The 18,051-nt window shown below is 70.1% G+C and carries 16 protein-coding genes; 3 read left to right on the top strand and 13 right to left on the bottom strand.

What is annotated here, in order from left to right; all coding sequences use genetic code 11:
• Positions 1 to 13 precede the first annotated feature (13 nt).
• Complete coding sequence (locus ACWC21_RS14175) at positions 14 to 346, bottom strand: ANTAR domain-containing protein (RefSeq protein ID WP_450881444.1); 333 nt, start codon at positions 344 to 346, stop codon at positions 14 to 16.
• 219 nt (positions 347 to 565) lie between these two features.
• Here ACWC21_RS14175 and ACWC21_RS14170 point away from each other — a divergent pair, with 219 nt between their 5' ends.
• Positions 566 to 1,378 carry a VOC family protein gene (locus tag ACWC21_RS14170; RefSeq protein ID WP_450881442.1) on the top strand — a complete coding sequence of 271 codons (813 nt, stop codon included), beginning with the start codon at positions 566 to 568 and terminating at the stop codon, positions 1,376 to 1,378.
• A 123-nt stretch (positions 1,379 to 1,501) separates the two neighbouring features.
• On the opposite strand, the gene ACWC21_RS14165 is transcribed toward ACWC21_RS14170, so the two are convergent.
• The 12 genes from ACWC21_RS14165 to ACWC21_RS14110 form a co-directional block, all read right to left on the bottom strand.
• Positions 1,502 to 2,224 carry a FadR/GntR family transcriptional regulator gene (locus tag ACWC21_RS14165; protein ID WP_450881440.1) on the bottom strand — a complete coding sequence of 241 codons (723 nt, stop codon included), beginning with the start codon at positions 2,222 to 2,224 and terminating at the stop codon, positions 1,502 to 1,504.
• On the bottom strand, positions 2,215 to 3,228 hold the full coding sequence (locus tag ACWC21_RS14160) for an aldo/keto reductase (RefSeq protein ID WP_450881438.1): 1,014 nt from the start codon (positions 3,226 to 3,228) through the stop codon (positions 2,215 to 2,217). Before ACWC21_RS14160 ends, ACWC21_RS14165 begins: the two co-directional genes overlap by 10 nt.
• A gap of 60 nt (positions 3,229 to 3,288) precedes the next feature.
• On the bottom strand, positions 3,289 to 4,383 hold the full coding sequence (locus ACWC21_RS14155) for a sugar kinase (RefSeq protein ID WP_450881436.1): 1,095 nt from the start codon (positions 4,381 to 4,383) through the stop codon (positions 3,289 to 3,291).
• On the bottom strand, positions 4,380 to 5,006 hold the full coding sequence (locus ACWC21_RS14150) for a bifunctional 4-hydroxy-2-oxoglutarate aldolase/2-dehydro-3-deoxy-phosphogluconate aldolase (protein ID WP_450881434.1): 627 nt from the start codon (positions 5,004 to 5,006) through the stop codon (positions 4,380 to 4,382). The genes ACWC21_RS14155 and ACWC21_RS14150 overlap by 4 nt, the downstream gene beginning before the upstream one ends.
• Positions 5,003 to 5,764 carry an SDR family oxidoreductase gene (locus tag ACWC21_RS14145; protein ID WP_450881432.1) on the bottom strand — a complete coding sequence of 254 codons (762 nt, stop codon included), beginning with the start codon at positions 5,762 to 5,764 and terminating at the stop codon, positions 5,003 to 5,005. The genes ACWC21_RS14150 and ACWC21_RS14145 overlap by 4 nt, the downstream gene beginning before the upstream one ends.
• Positions 5,761 to 6,804 (bottom strand): zinc-dependent alcohol dehydrogenase, encoded by a 1,044-nt coding sequence (locus tag ACWC21_RS14140; RefSeq protein ID WP_450881430.1) that lies wholly within the window; start codon positions 6,802 to 6,804, stop codon positions 5,761 to 5,763. Before ACWC21_RS14140 ends, ACWC21_RS14145 begins: the two co-directional genes overlap by 4 nt.
• The gene (locus ACWC21_RS14135) at positions 6,801 to 7,238 is read right to left on the bottom strand and encodes an RbsD/FucU domain-containing protein (RefSeq protein ID WP_450881428.1); all 438 of its coding nucleotides are present in this window, start codon (positions 7,236 to 7,238) and stop codon (positions 6,801 to 6,803) included. Before ACWC21_RS14135 ends, ACWC21_RS14140 begins: the two co-directional genes overlap by 4 nt.
• Complete coding sequence (locus ACWC21_RS14130) at positions 7,229 to 8,131, bottom strand: amidohydrolase family protein (RefSeq protein WP_450881426.1); 903 nt, start codon at positions 8,129 to 8,131, stop codon at positions 7,229 to 7,231. Before ACWC21_RS14130 ends, ACWC21_RS14135 begins: the two co-directional genes overlap by 10 nt.
• Positions 8,124 to 9,449 carry an L-fuconate dehydratase gene (locus tag ACWC21_RS14125; protein ID WP_450881425.1) on the bottom strand — a complete coding sequence of 442 codons (1,326 nt, stop codon included), beginning with the start codon at positions 9,447 to 9,449 and terminating at the stop codon, positions 8,124 to 8,126. The genes ACWC21_RS14130 and ACWC21_RS14125 overlap by 8 nt, the downstream gene beginning before the upstream one ends.
• Before the next feature lie 94 nt (positions 9,450 to 9,543).
• Positions 9,544 to 10,587, bottom strand: a complete 1,044-nt coding sequence (locus ACWC21_RS14120) for an ABC transporter permease (protein WP_450881423.1) — start codon at positions 10,585 to 10,587, stop codon at positions 9,544 to 9,546.
• Entirely contained in the window at positions 10,580 to 12,145 is a 1,566-nt protein-coding gene (locus ACWC21_RS14115; RefSeq protein WP_450881421.1) for a sugar ABC transporter ATP-binding protein, read from the bottom strand. Before ACWC21_RS14115 ends, ACWC21_RS14120 begins: the two co-directional genes overlap by 8 nt.
• 46 nt (positions 12,146 to 12,191) lie before the next feature.
• Positions 12,192 to 13,253 (bottom strand): sugar ABC transporter substrate-binding protein, encoded by a 1,062-nt coding sequence (locus ACWC21_RS14110; protein ID WP_450881419.1) that lies wholly within the window; start codon positions 13,251 to 13,253, stop codon positions 12,192 to 12,194.
• Between the two features lie 482 nt (positions 13,254 to 13,735).
• On the opposite strand from ACWC21_RS14110, the gene ACWC21_RS14105 reads away from it, so the two are divergent.
• Together ACWC21_RS14105 and ACWC21_RS14100 are read left to right on the top strand one after the other, a co-directional pair.
• On the top strand, positions 13,736 to 15,964 hold the full coding sequence (locus ACWC21_RS14105) for an alpha-L-fucosidase (RefSeq protein ID WP_450881417.1): 2,229 nt from the start codon (positions 13,736 to 13,738) through the stop codon (positions 15,962 to 15,964).
• 50 nt (positions 15,965 to 16,014) lie between these two features.
• Positions 16,015 to 17,952: an RICIN domain-containing protein gene (locus tag ACWC21_RS14100; RefSeq protein WP_450881415.1), complete on the top strand. Its 1,938-nt coding sequence runs from the start codon at positions 16,015 to 16,017 to the stop codon at positions 17,950 to 17,952.
• Positions 17,953 to 18,051 lie beyond the last annotated feature (99 nt).

Raw genomic sequence — 18,051 nt, 5'->3', positions numbered from 1 at the left:
CCGGCCCGCCGCGTCACTCGGGCGGGGAACCGGGGATCTGCGTCGGGCCGTGCCGGTCGAGGGCGTCCTCGAGTTCGGCCCGGACCTCGGCGGGAATGTCACCCGTCCGGCCCCAGACGAGGACGAGGTCGGCGACGTTGCGCAGCTTGATGTTGGTGTGCTGGGAGACCTCCTTCAGCACCGCCCATCCCTGGTCCGGGGTGATCCGGCCCAGGGCGACCATCATCCCGATCGCCTGGTCCACGACAGCGTGCGAGGTGACGGCCTCCTTCAGCTGGTGGACCTCTTCCTGCAAGGCGAAGACGCGGTCCGGTTCCGTCTCGTCCCGGCGGCCGTTCGCGGACATGGTCGCCTCCCTGTGCGCGGGGTACGTGCACGGCGTCGCCTGACGGCTCTCAGCCCATCAATACACCGCCCGACCGCACCCCGCCACGCGTCGCCCTCGGGCCCGCGATCGTTTCGGGGCCATCCGTACGGGGTACTCCGCAGGCGCCTTCACCGCATCCGGTTGGACACTGGTGGGAGACCGGTGGCTGCCGGTCGCCGAGACCAGGACGCGACTGCCATGAAACACGACATGCCCCTTCCCGGCGGTACGACGCACCCGAAAGGCGTCGTCTCCACGCACTCCGTGTTCGGTGCCCCCTGCTGGGTGAGTCTGACCAGCCGCGATCTGCGGGCCACCCAGGACTTCTACGAGGCCGTGCTGGGCTGGCGGTGGCGCGACGCCCGGATGGGCGACCACTTCCGTATCGCGCTGGCGGGCGGCGTGCCGGTCGCCGGGATAGCGGCGGTCGCCAGCATGTGGCAGATGGCGGTGGCGTGGACCCCGTACTTCGCGGTCCCGAACGCGGACGACGCAGCGGCGCGCGCCCGGGAACGGGGCGGCACCGTGGCCGTGGGCCCGCTGTCCTTCCCGCCCGGACGGGCGGCGCTCCTCGCGGACCGGGACGGGGCGACCTTCGGGATCTGGGAGGGGAAGCTCGTCTCCAACTGGGAGGCCTGGCGGCGGGCGGCACCGACCTTCATCCGGCTGCACACCAGGGACGCCTTCGACTCCGCCATCTTCTACGGCGAGATCCTGGGCTGGGCCTCGCAAAGTCCCGGCTGCTGCCAGGTCGAGTACGAGAGGGGCGAGGTGGTGCTGCGCAGTCAGGGCGACGTGGTGGCCCGTATCGACTCCGGCGCGGTGGAGGCGGCCCCGGATCCGTCGGTCAGGCCGCACTGGCAGATCCACTTCGCCGTGGAGGACGTGGCCGGGTGCGCACGGGCGGCGGAGAAGCACGGCGGCAGTGTGCTGCGGGAGGACGTGGACGAGGTCGTGCTGCGTGACCCCGACGGCGCCCAGTTCACGGTGACGGCCCGGCCCGAGCGCTGACGCCCCGGGCCGGTCGCGGCGCTGCGGCAGCGGGCCGGGAGCGAGACGGCTGCGCGGTGCGGATCACCGTCTGCCGCCCGGCGAGGTGGCCGGCGAGGACGTGCGCCAAGGGGGTCGCGCTCGTCACTCCTCGGCCGTCATGCCCCACGGGAGGGCTTCTCCCGAACGCAGGTGCTCCCTCAGCCACAGCTCGGTGTTGCTGACGTGCAGCAGTGCGGCGGCCTGGCTGAGGGAGGCGTCGCGGACGGACAGTGCCCGGAAGATCGCTTCGTGCTCGGCCAGGGTCCGGCCCGATGCCTGGCTGTCGACCAGACCACGCCAGATGCGGGCGCGCAGGGTACGTCCGGAGATGCCCTCCAGGAGCGTGAGCAGGGTCTCGTTGTCCGTGGCCGAAATGACGGCGCGGTGGAACGCGGCGTCGTGGGAATTGAGCCGCTCCACGTCGTCACGGGCTTCCCGCATGGCCTCCAGGTGCCGCTCGACCTCGGCCAGTTGCTCGTCGGATATCCGGGTGGCGGCCAGCGCGGTGGCGACCGGTTCCAGGAGCCGCCGCACCTCCATGAGGTCCTGCAGCGCGGCGGAATCGCCCTGCAGCAGTTCCACCGCACCGCCCAGTCCCTCGAGGAGCAGGCTGGGCTGCAGGCTGGTCACGTAGGTCCCGTCGCCCCGCCGGACCTCCAGGACCCGGGCGACGGCCAACGCCTTCACGGCCTCCCGGGCCAGGTTGCGTGACAGGCCCAGCTGGGCGGCCAGCTCCGGCTCCGGCGGAAGCTTCGAGCCCGGCGGCAGCGCTCCGCTGCGGATCAGCTCCCGGATCTGCGCAATGGCCTTGTCCGTCAGAGACACGGCGCACTCCTTCCGGGCCCGTTCACCCCGGGCACGTCCGACCTGATGAGGCCCCGGGCGCGCAGATCGTCCCAGAGGCCGTCAGGGACGTACCGGCGATGGAGTTCCACGTTCCGTACGACCTGTTCCGCGGTCCGCATACCAAGGGTGACGTTGATGATACTGGGATGGCTGTACGGAAATGCGATCGCCGCCGTGGGCAGCGTCGTACCGTGGGCCGCGCAGACCTCGGCGATCGCCCGGGCGCGGTTCACCAGGGCCGAAGGAGCCTCCTGGTAGTCGTACTTCATCCCCTCGGCGGGACGCTCGTGGGAGAGCAGCCCTGAGTTGAACACGCCGACGGCCACCACGCTCTTGCCGAGTTCCTCGGCGGCGGGCAGGACGTCGTCCAGTGCCGACTGGTCGAGGAGCGTGTAGCGCCCTGCCAGCATCACCACGTCGGCCGCCGTCTCGCGCAGGAAGCGGGCGAGCATGGCCGACTGGTTCATGCCGGCGCCGATCGCACCGATCACCCCCTGGTCGCGCAGCTCCGCCAGGGCCGGCATGGCCTCCTCGGCGGCCTGCCTCCAGTGGTCGTCGGGATCGTGCAGGTAGACGACGTCCAGCCGGTCCAGTCCCGTACGCTCCAGCGTGTCCTCGATGGACCGCAGGACGCCGTCCCGGCTGAAGTCCCACTGTCTGCGCAGGTCGTCACGGACGAGGAAGCCCTCGGTGTCGGTACCCCGTGGGTGCTCGTTGGGGACGAGCAGACGGCCGACCTTGGAGGAGACGGCGAAGGCGTCACGCGGGCGCTCACGCAGGGCAGCGCCCAGGCGCCGCTCGGACAGGCCGAGACCGTAGTGCGGTGCCGTGTCGAAGTACCGGAGGCCCGCCTCCCAGGCCGCGTCGACCGCGGCCTGTGCGTCGTGCGCCGGGGTGGCCCTGTAGAGGTTGCCGATGACCGAGGCCCCGAATCCGAGTTCGGTGAGCTCGACAGGAGTGCTCCCGATCTTGCGTCGCCCCATGCTCCGATGTGGCAAGTGTCCTCCTCGAGAAGCGGGGACGGTGTGACCGTCCATGGGCTGTCACCTTCTGACGGCGGCCGAGCCGCCCGCCATGAGTGCCTCCACCTCGGCCAGCGATGCCATGGACACGTCGCCGGGGGTGGTCATGGTGAGGGCGCCGTGCGCGGTCCCGTAGGCCAGGGCGCGGCTCAGTCCGGCGACGTCGAGGTCCGCCGGGAGGCCGGCCCGGCCCACCGGTCCGCCCTCCTGGCCGCCGGCGGTCAGCAGTCCGTAGATCAGTCCGGCCGCGAAGCCGTCCCCCGAGCCGATGCGGTCCAGGACGTGCAGGCCGGTCATCTCCGGGCCGCGGACGAACCCGGTACGGGCCGACCAGGCGGCGGAGGTCCAGTCGTTGACCCCCGCGGAGGGCACTTCCCGCAGGGTCGTGGCGAGCACCTCTGCCCGGGGCAGGTGCCCGGCCACTTCGACGAGGGCGTCCCGTACCTCGTCCGCCTCGATGCGTACCGCCCCTGGGTGCGGCCCTGCCAGCCCCAGGGCACCCACCACGACGTGGGCGTGCCGGGCGAGCCGCAGGTCGACCTCGCGCGCCCGTTCCGCGCCGCCCCGGCCGTCCCAGAGGCTCGGTCGGTAGTTGGGGTCGTAGGAGACCGTCAGACCGTGCCGCCGCGCCGCCGCCAAGGCCTCGTCCGCGACGTCGACGGTGGTGTCGGACAGGCCGGCGAAGATTCCGCCGGTGTGGAACCAGCGGGGGCCCGAATCGAAGAGGGCGTCCCAGTCCACGTCGCCCTTGCGGAGCTGCGAGACCGCCGTGCCCGCGCGGTCGCTGACGCCCAGTGCGCCCCGGATGCCGAAGCCGCGTTCGACGAAGTTCAGGCCGTTGCGCGCGCCGCGGCCGATGCCGTCCGTGGGCACCCAGCGGATCAGCGAGGTCTCGACCCCGCCCTGGAGGATGAGGTCCTCGACCAGCCGCCCCACGGGGTTGTCGGCCAGGGCGGTCACGACTGCCGTGCGCAGACCGAAGCATCGACGCAGTCCGCGTACGACGTTGTACTCGCCGCCGCCTTCCCAGACCTGGAAGGTACGGGCGGTGCGAATGCGGCCCTCGCCGGGGTCGAAGCGCAGCATCACCTCGCCGAGGGCCAGCACGTCGGTCATGCGGAGCTCCTCTGCACGGCCTCGGAGGTCAGTCGGCGGATCTCCTCGTAGTCGCCGCGGTCCAGGTGGGCGGGGGTGGCCATCCAGCTGCCGCCGACGGCGAGGACCGCCGGGTGGGCGAGGTACGTGGCCAGGCGGGATGCGTCGATGCCGCCGGTGGGCACGAACCGCACCCCGGGGAAGGGGGCCGCGAGCGCCCGGAGGGCCCGGATGCCGCCGAGTGGCTCGGCGGGGAAGAGTTTGACGGTGTCGAGGCCGGCCCGCAGGGCGCGCATCAGCTCGGTGGCGGTGGCGACGCCGGGCACGACCGGCACACCCAGCTCACGGCACCTGGCGACGACCGTCTCGTCGAAGCCCGGTGACACGACGAAACGCGCGCCTGCCGCCACGGCCCGCTCCACCTGCTCGGTCGTGAGCACCGTACCGGCACCGACGGTGAGTCCGCCGTGCGCCGCCATCGCCTTGAGGACCTGCTCGGCATCGGGGGTGCGGAAGGTGACCTCGGCGCAGCGGGCGCCGCCCGAGGCGAGCGCGTCGGCCAGTGGGGCGGCCATGGCCGCTCCGGGTACCGTCAGCACCGGCAGGATGCGGCCGTGCAGCACGGGGTCGAGGTCCGCGGTCATCGCCCCAGCCATCCGCCGTCGACGGGCAGGATCGCGCCGTGGACGTAGGCGGCGGCGTCCGAGGCGAGGAAGACGGTGGCGCCGGCGAGGTCGTCCGGCCGGCCCCAGCGGCCGGCGGGGATACGGTCGAGGATCGAGCGGCTGCGGGCGGGGTCGTCCTGGAGGGCCTGGGTGTTGTCGGTGGCGATGTAGCCGGGGGCGATCGCGTTGACGTTGACGCCGTGCGGCGCCCACTCGTTGGCGAGCGCCTTGGTCAGTCCGGCGATGCCGTGCTTGGCCGCGGTGTAGCCGGGGACGGTGATGCCGCCCTGGAAGCTGAGCAGCGACGCCGTGAAGATGATCTTGCCGTGGCCGCGGGCCACCATCGCCGCTCCCACCGCGCGGGACAGGGCGAACTGGGCGTTGAGATTGACCTGCAGAACCAACTCCCAGTCTTCGTCGGGGTGTTCGGCGGCAGGGGCACGGCGGATCGTCCCCGCGTTGTTGACCAGGATGTCCACCGGCCGTTCGCGCCCCGCGAGGTCCGCGCCCAGGGCCCGTACGGCTTCCGGCTCGGCGAAGTCGGTGCGGATGGCCTCGAAGGTGCGCCCGGCGGCGACGACGTCCTTCTCCACGTCGCTGCCGGCGGCCTCCAGACTCGCGCTGACGCCGATGACGTCCGCGCCGGACTCGGCGAGCGCACGGGCCATGGCCCGGCCGATGCCGCGCCGCGCACCGGTGACGACGGCGAGCTTCCCGGTGAGGTCGAACAGGGTCATGCGCTCGCTCCCGTCGTGTCGTTGCCGCAGTCCACCAGGATCTTCATCACGTCGCCGCCGCCTTCCAGCGCTTCGAAGGCGGCCGGTGCCTCGGTGAGCGGCACGACCTTGCTGATCAGCCGGTCGGCGGGAACGGTGCCGTCGGCCACCAGGGCCACCGCCCGCTCGAAGTCGGAGCGGTCGTACAACCGGGCCCCGACGAGGGTGAGTTCCCGCCAGAAGAAGCGGTGCAGGTTCACCTCACGGGGCCGGGGGTGGATGGCGACCAGGCACAGCCGGCCGCGCACACCGAGCACCTCGACGGCGGTCTCCACTCCGCCTTGCGCGCCGGAGACTTCGAAGGCGACGTCCGCACCGGCGTCGCCGGTCCACCGCCGGACCAGCTCGGGCACGTCGTCGGTGACCGGGTCCCAGGTGGCCAGCCCCGACTCCTCGGCGAGCCGGCGTCTGTGCGGGCTCAGCTCGACCACCCGGACGTCGGCTCCGGCTGCTCGGGCGACCAGGGCGATGAGGATGCCGACGGGGCCGCCGCCGACCACGACGGCCTTCTCGCCGTCACGGACCTGGGCCCGGCCCACGTCGTGCACCGCCACCGCGGTGGGCTCCACGAGGGCGGCCCGGTCCAGGGGCAGCGAGCCGGGCAGCCGTACGAGGGTCGTGGCGGGCACGGTCCACCGCTGCTGCATCGCGCCCGGCGAGTCGATGCCGATGAAGTCCAGGTGCTGGCAGATGTGCCGGTGCCCCGCCTGGCAGGCCGGGCAGCTGTCGTCCCAGCGCAGCGGCATCACGGTGACCGCGTCCCCGGGCGACCAGCCCTCCACTCCGGCGCCCACCCGCGTGATCCGGCCGGACATCTCGTGCCCGAGGACGGCGGGCACGGCGACCCGGGCGTCCATGTCACCGTGGAAGATGTGCAGGTCGGTGCCGCAGATACCGACGTAGGCGGGAGCGATTTCCACCTCGCCGGGGCCGGGGGACGGACTCTCGGCGGCCGCGGTGTCCAGGGTGCGGGCGGCGAGATAGCGGACTGCGAGTGTCATCGTGTTCTCAGGGTCCCTTCAGCGCGCACGCCGATGGTGAGCAGCAGGTTGGCATAGGTGCGGATGTCGGCGGTGACGATCGTCAGCGCCAGGTCGGGTGAGCGGGCGGCGTCGTAGAACTCGAAGCGGCCGAGCGTCCCGACGGGGGCGGGCGCCAGCATCGAGCGGTACTCGGTGATGGCCGGTGGCTCCGGCTCGCCCTCGGGCGGCACCATCACGTGCGCCGACTCCACGGGCAGGGCCCGCAGCAGGACGTCGAGCACGGTGGTGACGTCCAGCAGACCCGGCGCAAGGTTGAGGTGGACGGTCCTGGCGCGCGGGCCGGTGGCCGTGCTCGCCGGATAGTGGCCGTCGGCGAGCAGGACCCGGGCTCCGTGCCCGGCGCCCGCCAGGGCTCCGAGGATGCCCGGGTGCAGGAGTTCGGTCAGCAGCATGGCGTGCCCTCTTCCCTTCGAGTGGGGCCGAGGCGGTAGAACGTGGTGGCGGTACCGGCGAGGACCGCCTCGGTCTCGGCGGCTGAGCAGCCGTCCAGGAGTTGTTCGACGGTGGCGGCCCACCGGTTCCAGCCGCCGGCGAGGACGCAGACCGGCCAGTCCGAACCGAACATCAGCCGGTCGGGACCGAAGGCCGCCAACAGGACCTCCCACACCGGCCGGATGTCGTCGACGGTCCACTTCGCGTGGTCGGCCTCGGTGACCAGGCCCGACACCTTGCACCGCACCTGCGGATGCGCGGCCAGCCGCCGCACGCCCCGCTCCCAGACGTCCAGGTCCTGCCGGGCGATAGGCGGCTTTCCGGCGTGGTCGAGGACCAGCGGAAGGCCGGGGAGGCGTTCGGCCAGGCGGACAGCCTGGGGGAACTGGTGGCTGCGGATGAGCAGGTCGTACCCGAGGTCCCGTTCGCCCACCGCCCGCAGCCCCCGCTCCACCGAAGGCTGCTGCAGCCAGGCCGGATCGGACTCCCCCTGGACGAGGTGACGTACGGCCCGCAGGTGGGTGCCGCCGGGTCCGGCGCGCAGTGCGTCGAGTACGTCGCCGATCGCCGGTGAGGTGAGATCGGCCCAGCCGACGACCGCGCCGATGAGCGGGTCACTGCCGGCCAGGGCGAGGAACTCGCGCGTCTCGTCGACCGATGCCACGCACTGGACGAGCACCGTGCGCTCCAGCCGCCGGCCCGCCACGGTCGCGGTGGCGGCCGTGCGCAGGTCGTCGGTGCCGAAGGTACGGCGGATGGGCTCGTGTGCGGGTTCGTCCAGCCAGGACTGCGGCCGGACGTCCAGGTCCCACACGTGGTGGTGGGCGTCGACGAGGGTCTGGGCGTCAGACACGGGTCGTCCAGACGGGGCCGTCGGGGTACGCGTACTCCTTGAGTGAGTCGGGGTGCATCTGCGCGCTCAGCCCGGGCAGAGCCGGCGCCAGGTAGTGGCCGTCGACGATGCGGACGGGGTCGACGAAGTGCTCGTGCAGGTGGTCGACGTACTCGATGACCCGGTCGTCGGTCGTGCCGGAGACGGCGACGTAGTCGAACATCGACAGGTGCTGGACCATCTCGCACAGGCCCACGCCGCCCGCGTGCGGGCAGACCGGCACCCCGAACTTCGCGGCGAGCAGCAGGATCGCGAGGTTCTCCCCCACACCGCCGACCCGCGCCGAGTCGATCTGCACGATGTCCACCGCGCCGGCCTGCAGGAGCTGCTTGAAGACGACCCGGTTGGCGATGTGCTCGCCGGTGGCGACCTTGATGGGACCGACCGCCCGGCGGACGGCGGCGTGACCCAGGATGTCGTCGGGTGAGGTGGGCTCCTCGATCCAGTACGGGTCGTACGGGGCGAGGGCGCGCATCCAGTCGATGGCGGGGCCGACGTCCCATCTCTGGTTGGCGTCGACGGCGATGCGGATGTCCGGGCCGACCGCCTCGCGGGCGACGCGCAGACGCCGTACGTCGTCCTCCAGGGACGCGCCGACCTTCAGCTTGATCTGGGTGAAGCCGTCCGCGACGGCCTCGCGGGCCAGACGGGCCAGCTTCTCGTCGGAGTACCCGAGCCAGCCGGGCGTGGTGGTGTAGGCCGGGTAGCCGCGCTCCAGCAGCCGCGCGATCCTCTCCTCGCGGCCCGGTTCGGCACGGCGCAGGATGTCCAGGGCCTCCCCCGGAGTGAGCGCGTCGCTGAGCCACCGGTAGTCGACCTGCGCTGCCAGTTCCTCGGGCGACATCTCGCCGAGGAAGCGCCACACGGGCTTGCCCACGCGCTTGGCCGCGAGGTCCCAGGCGGCGTTGACCACCGCGCCGGTGGCCATGTGGATGGCGCCCTTCTCCGGGCCCAGCCAACGCAGTTGTGGATCGTGCACCAGCGAGCGGGAGAACGCTCCGAGGTCGGCGCAGATCCCCTCCACCGACAGGCCGACCACGTGCGGGGCGAGGGCCGCGATGGCGGCGGCCTGCACGTCGTTGCCGCGTCCGGTGGTGAAGGCCAGGGCATGACCCTCCAGTCCGTCGCCGGCGTCGGTGCGCAGGACCACATAGGCGGCCGAGTAGTCGGGCTCGGGGTTCATGGCATCCGAGCCGTCGAGGTGTTCGGAGGTGGGGAACCGCACGTCCAGGACGTCCAGGGCGATGATGCGGGCGGATGAGGGCACGGTGGCGGACATGGCGGCAACTCCTGTGAGCGGCGAGGGGAATCGCTCCCCTCGCGACGAGACGTGAACGCTGCGGAGGTCGGGCGGCCGGTGGGGCCGCCCCGGGTCACTCCTGGACCTTGCCGCCGGTGATGCGGGAGATGGCGAGGGCGACCAGGATGATCAGGCCGTTGAGAGCGCCGATCCACTGAGCGGGGACGCCCGCCAGCGTCAGCACGTTCTGGATCATGAAGAGCAGCAGAATGCCGCAGAACGCGCCGAACATGGTGCCCTTGCCGCCGTTGAGGCTGATCCCACCGATGACGGCGGCGGCGAAGACGGTGAAGATGTAGCCGTTGCCCTGCGCTGAGGCGACCGAGGCCAGGCGTCCGGACAGCATCAGGCCGGCGAGGGCGGCGAGCACGCTACCGGTGACGAGCACGATCCACAGCACCCGGTCGGTACGGATACCGGCCGCCTTCGCCGCGTCGACATTGCCGCCGATGGCGTACAGGGAGCGGCCGAAGCTGGTCCAGCCGAGCACCACGATCGCGATCGCGAACAGGGACAGGCAGATCCAGATGGAGGCGGGCATCCCGAACCATTCGGCGGTGCCGATGTAGAGCATCGACTGCGGCAGCTGGAAGAAGGTCTGGCCGCCGGAGATGCCGGTGAGGATGCCGCGCAGCACGATCAGCATGCCCAGGGTGACGATGAAGCCGTTGAGGCCGAAGCGGATGATCAGCAGCGAGTTGATCACGCCGACGAGTGCGCCCACGGCGAGGGTGACGGGGATCGACCAGGCACCGGGGAGCAGGCCGAGTCCGTGTCCGGCGCCGGTCGGGACGACCAGCCAGGCCGCCACACCGGGCGCGAGACCCATGGTGGACTCCAGGGACAGGTCCATCTTCTTGACGATCAGGATCATCGTCTGGGCGAGGACCAGCAGGGCCATCTCGGACATGGTCTGCAGTACGTTGATGAGGTTGTCGGCCTGCAGGAACACCGGGTTGACGATCTGACCGACGACCGCGATGACGACGATCGCGGGGACGAGCGCGAGGTCGCGCAGGCGGGCCAGGGGTATCCGGCCGCCGAGCAGAGCCGTCCGCTTCGCCTTCGGCTCCGTGGCCTTGGGGGCGGGCGTGTCCGCGAGGACGGTTTCAGGCATTGAGGTCCACTCCTTCCATCGCGGCCACGAGTTCGTGGTCGTGCCAGCCGCGGGCCATCTCTGAGGTCACCCGGCCCTGGAACATCACCAGGACCCGGTCGCACATGCGCAGGTCGTCCAGTTCGTCCGAGGCGATGAGCACTCCGGTGCCGGTCCGCGCCGTCTCCTCGACCTTGTCGAGGAGGAACTCCTTGGAGCGCACGTCCACGCCCGCGGTCGGATTGATCAGCACCAGCAGGCGGGGGTCGTCCGCCAGGGCGCGGCCCATGACGACCTTCTGCTGGTTGCCGCCCGAGAGCGCGGAGACGGGCAGCTCGGGCCCCGGCGTCTTGATCGCCAGCTTCTCGATCATGTTGTCGGCGAGCCGGTCCCGTCGCTCACGGCTGAGGAAACCGTTCTTGCGGAGCCGGTGGGCGACGGACAGCGTGGCGTTGTCCGCGATCGACATGTCGGGCACGAATCCCTGGTGGTGCCGGTCCTGCGGGACGAATCCGGCGCCGGCCGCGAGCGCGGCGGGCACGCTGCCCGGCCGGGGCCGTGTCCCGGCGATCTCCACCTGGCCGGCCTGTGCCGCCCGCAGACCTACGACGGTCTCGGCGACCTCCGTGCGACCGCTGCCGGCGGCGCCCGCGAGTCCGACGATCTCTCCGGCGCCCACCTGGAAGGTGACATCACCGTAAGCGTCGTCACTGCCCAGCGCCTGCACGGACAGCGCGGGCGTGGCGGCGCGGTCGAGGGTGCTCGACCGCTCCTGCAGACGGTCGACCGCCGCCTCGCCGGTCATGGCGGCGACGAGTTCGGCGCGGGGGAGCTCGGCGACCGGCGCGGTCACGATGTGGCGGGCGTCGCGGAAGACCGTCACCATGTCGCAGATCTCGTAGACCTCCTGGAGATGGTGGCTGATGAACAGAAAGGTCACGCCCTGGCGCTGCAGATCGCGGATCCGGTCGAAGAGCCGGTTGATGGCGGCTCCGTCCAGCTGGGCGGTCGGTTCGTCGAGGATGATGAACCGCGCCCCGAATGACAGCGCACGGGCGATCTCGACGAACTGCCGCTGCTCCACGCTCAGATCGCCGGCCGGGGACTGCGGGTCGACGTCCACCGACCAGGCCGACAACAATTCCTGCGCCCGGCGGCGCACACCCGGCCAGCTGATGAGCCGGCTCGGGCCGCGGTCGTGCCGGTTCAGGAAGAGGTTCTCGGCGACGGTCAGCGTGGGGATGATCGTCGACTTCTGGTAGACGCAGGCCACGCGCCGGCGCCAGGCGTCGCGGTCCGCGAGTCGTGGCGCGGGGCTGCCGCCGAAGGTGACCGTTCCCTCGTCGGGGGCCTGCAGACCGGTGAGGACCGACACGAGCGTCGACTTGCCGGCCCCGTTGCGGCCGACGAGTGCGTGGGTCTCGCCGGGCCTGATGGTGATCCGGGCGCCGTTCAGGGCCACCGTCGGACCGAATCGTTTGACTATGCCCGTCGCCTCGACGACGGGCGGGCCCGCCTGGGACCGTCCGTCGTCCGCCGGGGCGGGCGCGGGGCTGGCTGCTCGCTCCCCGTCGCTCATCACAACCGCCTTGTGGTCGTTAGCCGTTGGGTGTCCGAAGGGCAGGTCAGCCGAGGTTGTTGCCCCACAGGGACTTGTCGTCGCTCTTGACGCTGGACACGCCGCCGTAGGTGCCGCCGTCGACGGTGACGAGGGGGGCGGAGAGCTGGTCCTCGAGCAGACCGTCGCGGACCTGGATGATGGTGCTGTCGTGGTCCGTCTTGCCGGGCTTGAACGTCTTGCCGTCGATCGCGGCCTTCAGGTAGTACAGCGCGTACTTGGCGTAGAGGTCGGCCGGCTGCGAGACGGTGGCGTCGATCTTCCCGGCGGCGATGTCCTTGAGTTCCTCGGGGATGCCGTCGTTGGAGACGACGAACACGTGCTTCTTGTCCTTCGGGCCGACCAGCAGCCCCTTCTGCTTGAGGACCTGGAGGGTGCCGGACAGCGCGAAGCTGGACTCCATGTAGATGCCCTTGATGTCCCGGTGGGCGGTCAGGTCCGTCTGCAGCTTCTGCGCGGCGACGGCACCGTCCCAGTTGGTGGCCTCGCCGAACACCTTGATACCGGGGTAGTTCTTCTTCATGCAGTCGTTGAACGCCTCTGTGCGGTCACGGCCGTTGATGGAGTCCAGGCCGCCCTCCAGCATCACGACCTTGCCCTTGCCGCTCAGCTTGGTACCGAGGTACTGGCAGGCCTTCTCGCCGTACGCCCGGTTGTCGGCCCGCACCACCATGAACACCTTGCCGCTGTCCGGGCGGGTGTCCACGGTGACGACCGGGATCTTCTTCGCCTCCAGCTGCGCCAGCGTCGGCGCGACGGCGGCGGTGTCCTGCGGGGCCATGGCGATGCCCTTGACGCCCTGGCTGATGAAGGTCTGCGCGTTGGCGGTCAGCTTGGCGACGTCGTTCTGCGAGTTGGTGGTCTTCAGGGAGAGGCCCAGCTTCTTGGCGAACTCGGGCGTGTACTTGATGTACGAGTTCCAGAAGTCGGTGTCGGAACGCGGGTAGTCGACGCCGACCAGCGGCGCGTCGCTCGACGCGGACGTGCCCGAGCCGCTGCTGCAGGCGCTGAGCAGTGCCAGGGCGGACAGGGCGGAGGCGGTGGAGCAAAGGGCGGTTCTCAGTCTCATCGGTACTTCCTCGCGCTGGTCCCGGAGCGGGAGACGGTGTGCTGGACGACAGCTGTATGCCGTCACATCGAAGAGATGGGATGTATATATAGGCGGCGACCCGGGATCCTGTCTAGACGTCGGAAGAAACCGCTGGAAACGTGGCTGCTGCGGAGCGCGTAACGTTGACCCGGTGGCCGAATCAATCCCATCAATGATGCGGATTCGTGATGCGATGACGGCTTGCCCGTGGGCTTCCGGTGTGGCGCATGCCCTTCGCCCGCACCCGAGACATTCCATGTCTGACATCCGACAGCTGGGTGATATCGCCTGTAACAGGGCAAAACCACGAGCCATGGAGCGTTTTCATCCCTGCACGCCCGTTGACATCAGTCCGTCACATGGTCGAACTTCATGCGTAACCTCCGGCGCTCCAGAACCGTGGGCGACGTGCGTCCCCTCTCCCCCTCGTCTCCTCTGTCCCCCACTTCAGGGATATCCTCATGAGCTCTCTCAGCAGACGCCAGTTCCTGTCCGTCGCCACATGCGTAGCGGCCGCGGCCGTCGCCGGCGGCGGCCTCGGGGCCGGCATCGCACAGGCGGCACCGAGCACCTACACGCCCGACTGGACCTCGGTCGACCAGCACCCACCCGCCCCCGAGTGGTTCCAGGACGCCAAGTTCGGCATCTACTTCCACTGGGGCGTCTTCAGCGTTCCCGCCTACGACAACGAGTGGTACCCGCGCAACATGTACATATCCGGCAGCGCGGCCAACCAGCACCACATCGCGACCTACGGCGACCCGTCCGTGTGGCCGTACCACAACTTCATCAACGGGGCGAAGGACCTCGCCGGGAACACCGCGCAGTTCGCCCCGAAGCTCAAGTCGGCGGGCGGCAACTTCGACCCCGACGAGTGGGCCCAGCTGTTCGTCGACGCGGGCGCGAGGTTCGCCGGACCGGTCGCCGAACACCACGACGGCTTCTCCATGTGGAACAGCCAGGTCAACGAGTGGAACTCGGCCGCCAAGGGCCCGAAGCTCAATCTGCTGCAGCTGTTCACCACGGCGATCCGCGCCAAGGGGCTCAGGCTGCTGGTCGCCATGCACCACGCCTACCACTTCAACGGCTTCTACGACCATGTCCCCGCGCAGTCGGACCCGAGCCTGCAGAAGCTCTACGGACAGTTGGGCAGCGCGCAGGAGAACCAGCTCTGGTACGACAAGCTGAAGGAGGTCATCGACCTCGCGCAGCCGGACATCCTCTGGCAGGACTTCAAACTGGACGCGGTCGACGAGACGCAGCGCCTGAACTTCCTCTCGTACTACTACAACCAGGCCAACGCCTGGGGACGCGAGGTCGTCGCCACCTACAAGGACGGGTTCGACAACAAGGGCGAGGTCTTCGACTACGAGCGCGGCGGCCCGGCCGACCTCACCGCCCCGTACTGGCTGACCGACGACAGCATCTCCAGCTCCAGCTGGTGCTACACCCAGGGCATCGGCTACTACAGCATCAAACAGATGCTGCACTCGTTCATCGACCGGGTCAGCAAGAACGGCAACATGCTGCTGAACATCGCCCCGATGGCCGACGGCACGATCCCCCAGGCGCAGAAGGACATCCTGCTCGGCATCGGCGACCACCTGAAGCGCTTCGGCGAGTCGATCTACTCGACCCGCGCCTGGACGGTGTACGGCGAAGGCCCGACGAAGATGGGCGGCGGCGCGTTCACCAATCCGACGGCCGGCACGGCGCAGGACATCCGCTTCACCCGCAACAAGGCGGACAACGTCCTGTACGCCACCGTCCTGGGCTGGCCCGGCGGCTCACTGACGATCAAGACCCTCAGCTCGGACCGGATCAACCTCTCGTCGCTGTCCTCGGTGAAGCTGCTCGGCTCCACCGCCGGCACCTACATCGACCTGCCCGCACCGGCCCAGGGCTCCTCGGGCCTCACGGTCACCCTTCCCTCCTCCGCGCCGTACACCGCAAACGCCTACGTCCTGAAGCTCTCCTTCTCCGGCACCATACCGGGCATGCTGCCGCTCGCCGGCGCCGTCGCCTTCGCGGACGTCAACTACACGGGCAGCTCCGCGACGTTCGCCCTCGGCGACTACACCGCGGCCGACCTGACCGCGGCCGGACTGGGCGCGCGCACCCTCTCCTCCCTCCGTCCGGGCCCTGGCTACCAGGTGATCGGTTACTCCGGGGACAACTTCACCGGTACCTCATGGACCTTCACCGCCGACAACCCCGACCTCAGGGTCACCGGCAACAACGACCAGATCACCTCGCTCAAGATCCAGTTCAACCCGTCGACGTACTTCCGGCTCACCAACGTCACCGACGGCCTCGCCCTGGACAGCGGCGGAAACGTCGCCTCAGGGGCCAACCTCAAGCAGTGGACCTGGGACAGCAGCACCAACCTCCAGTGGCAGGCGGTCGAGGTGGGTGGCGGCTACTACAAGCTGGTCAACCGCACCAACGGCATGGTCGCCGACGGCTGGGGCGCCACCGCCGACGGCTCCGCCGCCCGGCAGGCGCCTTGGAACGGCAGCCCGAACCAGCAGTGGAGGATCACCCCCCGGGGCGGAAACGGTTACTCGATCGCCAACCGCACCACCGGTCTGGTCCTCGACGGCGGCGGCAACGTCGCATCGGGCTCGATCACCAAGCAGTGGACCTACGGAAGCAGCACCAACCTGCTGTGGACCTTCACGGCGCTGTGACCGCCTCGTCCCCGACACACCCAAGCCACCCGAAACCCGGGAGTACACCCATGTCGTCAGGAAGACTGTCCCGTCGTACCCTGCTGGGCGCCGCGGGCGCCGCTGTGGCCGCGAGCGCACTGCCCGTGCTTCCAGGCTTCTCCCGCCTGCTCCCTCAGGCGGCCGCCGCGGACATGCAGACCAATCTCAGCAACCTGGTGAACCTGCGGTTCGGCATGTTCAACCACTTCAACATGGGCACGTTCACCAACGAGGAGTGGGCCACCCCGAACCAGGACCCGGCGCTGTTCGCGCCCACGGCGGTCGACTGCGCCCAGTGGGCGGCGGCCGCGGCGGCGGCGAAGATGAGCTACGGCGTCCTGACCACCAAGCACCACGACGGCTTCTGCCTGTGGCCCAGCGCCTACAACAGGTACAACGTCGCCAACAGCTCCTACAAGCACGACATCGTCGCCCAGTACGTCACGGCCTTCCGCGCCCAGGGACTCAAGGTCGGCCTGTACTTCTCCATCTGGGACCGCACCCGCCCGGTCCAGGCCTACGGCGGCCACGTCACCGACACCAGCCAGGCGATCCAGCCCGGCGACATCACCTACATCCTCAACCAGATCACCGAACTGCTCACCAACTACGGCACCATCGACATGTTCGTCACCGACGGCTACGCCTGGCAGATGGGCCAGCAGGCCGTCCCCTACCAGCGCATCAGGGAACATGTGAAGTCACTGCAACCCGACATCGTGATGGTCGATCACGGCGGGCTGTCGGTGCCCTTCCTGGGCGACGCGATCTACTTCGAGGAGCCCCTCGGCATCACCTCACCGGCGGGCAACACCTACGCTTCGCTGCAGGGCCAGACGATCAGCAACGGATGGTTCTGGCATCCCACGACGCCCACGACCGATCCGATGAGCAGGGACTCCATCCTCTCCCACCTGGCGGACCTGGAGCCCAAGTACACCTCGTTCATCCTCAACTGCCCGCCCAACCGCAACGGTGTGCTGGACACCAACATCGTCAACCGGCTCTCCGAGGTCGGCGCCGCCTGGAGCGGTCCGAACACCTCCCGGCCGCCCCTGCCCACCCAGATGCTCCGCGCCGAACACCCGGTCACCCCCGTGGCCGCCTACGCCACCGATTACCACACCGGCGAAGGCCCCCTGAACGCCATCGACGGCCGCAGCGACAAGAACTTCGAGACCTGCTGGTCCACCTGGAGCCTCTCGCTGCCCCAGAGCATCACCATCGACCTCGGCGGGGTGTGGAGCAACATCTCCACCCTCGAGTACCTGCCCAAGCAGTGGAACCGCAGCAACACCACCGATGGTGACATCACGGCCTGCACCATCTCCACCAGCACCGACGGCACGACCTTCACGCAGGTCGCCACCGCCTCCTGGGCCGGCGACCGCACCACCAAGCTCGTCGAATGGCCGGCCCGCAATGCCGCCTTCGTCCGTATCCAGGTCACCGCCGGCATGGGCGGCTACGCCAACATCGGCAACCTGCGCGTCGGCGGCCGCACCGCGACACCCGCCCTGGTCTCCACCTTCTTTCCCGGCGACGGCACCGTGTACCGCCTCGTCGCCCGCCACAGCGGCAAGGTCGCCGACGTCTCGGGCGCCAAGACCGCAAACAACACCGCCATCGTGCAATGGCCCTGGCAGAACCACGCCAACCAGAAGTGGACCATCGCCCCGTCCGACAGCGGCTATTACAAGATCCGCAACGCCAACAGCGGCACGCTCATGGAGATCGGCGGACTCTCCCGCGTGAACGGCGGAACCGCCGACATCTGGAGCGACGCGAGCGCGCCCCAGCAGCACTGGGCCATCACCCCCACCGGCGACGGCTACTACCTCCTCACCAACCGGCTCAGCGGCCTGTCCCTCAACGTCGACAGCGGCTCCACAGCCGACGGAGCCGCCATCAACCAGTGGACCTACACAGCCACTCCCCAGCAGCAGTGGCAGATCATCCCCTCCTGACAGAGGAGCGCAGCGGTGCGGCACCGGCGGGGCGTCGACCGTGACGACCGCGATCCCGTTTTCCGGGGACGAGGTGGAGACACTCATGGGCGCATCAGC

This window comes from Streptomyces sp. NPDC001348 (assembly GCF_053597535.1).
This window is presented reverse-complemented; position numbering and strand designations above follow the sequence as displayed.

What these genes read in the sequence shown, in the direction of transcription:
- ACWC21_RS14175 (WP_450881444.1), bottom strand. Translation starts at nt 346, where the DNA reads ATGTCCGCGAACGGCCGCCGGGACGAGACGGAACCGGACCGCGTCTTC.
- ACWC21_RS14170 (WP_450881442.1), top strand. Translation starts at nt 566, where the DNA reads ATGAAACACGACATGCCCCTTCCCGGCGGTACGACGCACCCGAAAGGC.
- ACWC21_RS14160 (WP_450881438.1), bottom strand. Translation starts at nt 3,228, where the DNA reads ATGGGGCGACGCAAGATCGGGAGCACTCCTGTCGAGCTCACCGAACTC.
- ACWC21_RS14155 (WP_450881436.1), bottom strand. Translation starts at nt 4,383, where the DNA reads ATGACCGACGTGCTGGCCCTCGGCGAGGTGATGCTGCGCTTCGACCCC.
- ACWC21_RS14150 (WP_450881434.1), bottom strand. Translation starts at nt 5,006, where the DNA reads ATGACCGCGGACCTCGACCCCGTGCTGCACGGCCGCATCCTGCCGGTG.
- ACWC21_RS14145 (WP_450881432.1), bottom strand. Translation starts at nt 5,764, where the DNA reads ATGACCCTGTTCGACCTCACCGGGAAGCTCGCCGTCGTCACCGGTGCG.
- ACWC21_RS14140 (WP_450881430.1), bottom strand. Translation starts at nt 6,804, where the DNA reads ATGACACTCGCAGTCCGCTATCTCGCCGCCCGCACCCTGGACACCGCG.
- ACWC21_RS14135 (WP_450881428.1), bottom strand. Translation starts at nt 7,238, where the DNA reads ATGCTGCTGACCGAACTCCTGCACCCGGGCATCCTCGGAGCCCTGGCG.
- ACWC21_RS14125 (WP_450881425.1), bottom strand. Translation starts at nt 9,449, where the DNA reads ATGTCCGCCACCGTGCCCTCATCCGCCCGCATCATCGCCCTGGACGTC.
- ACWC21_RS14120 (WP_450881423.1), bottom strand. Translation starts at nt 10,587, where the DNA reads ATGCCTGAAACCGTCCTCGCGGACACGCCCGCCCCCAAGGCCACGGAG.
- ACWC21_RS14115 (WP_450881421.1), bottom strand. Translation starts at nt 12,145, where the DNA reads ATGAGCGACGGGGAGCGAGCAGCCAGCCCCGCGCCCGCCCCGGCGGAC.
- ACWC21_RS14110 (WP_450881419.1), bottom strand. Translation starts at nt 13,253, where the DNA reads ATGAGACTGAGAACCGCCCTTTGCTCCACCGCCTCCGCCCTGTCCGCC.
- ACWC21_RS14105 (WP_450881417.1), top strand. Translation starts at nt 13,736, where the DNA reads ATGAGCTCTCTCAGCAGACGCCAGTTCCTGTCCGTCGCCACATGCGTA.
- ACWC21_RS14100 (WP_450881415.1), top strand. Translation starts at nt 16,015, where the DNA reads ATGTCGTCAGGAAGACTGTCCCGTCGTACCCTGCTGGGCGCCGCGGGC.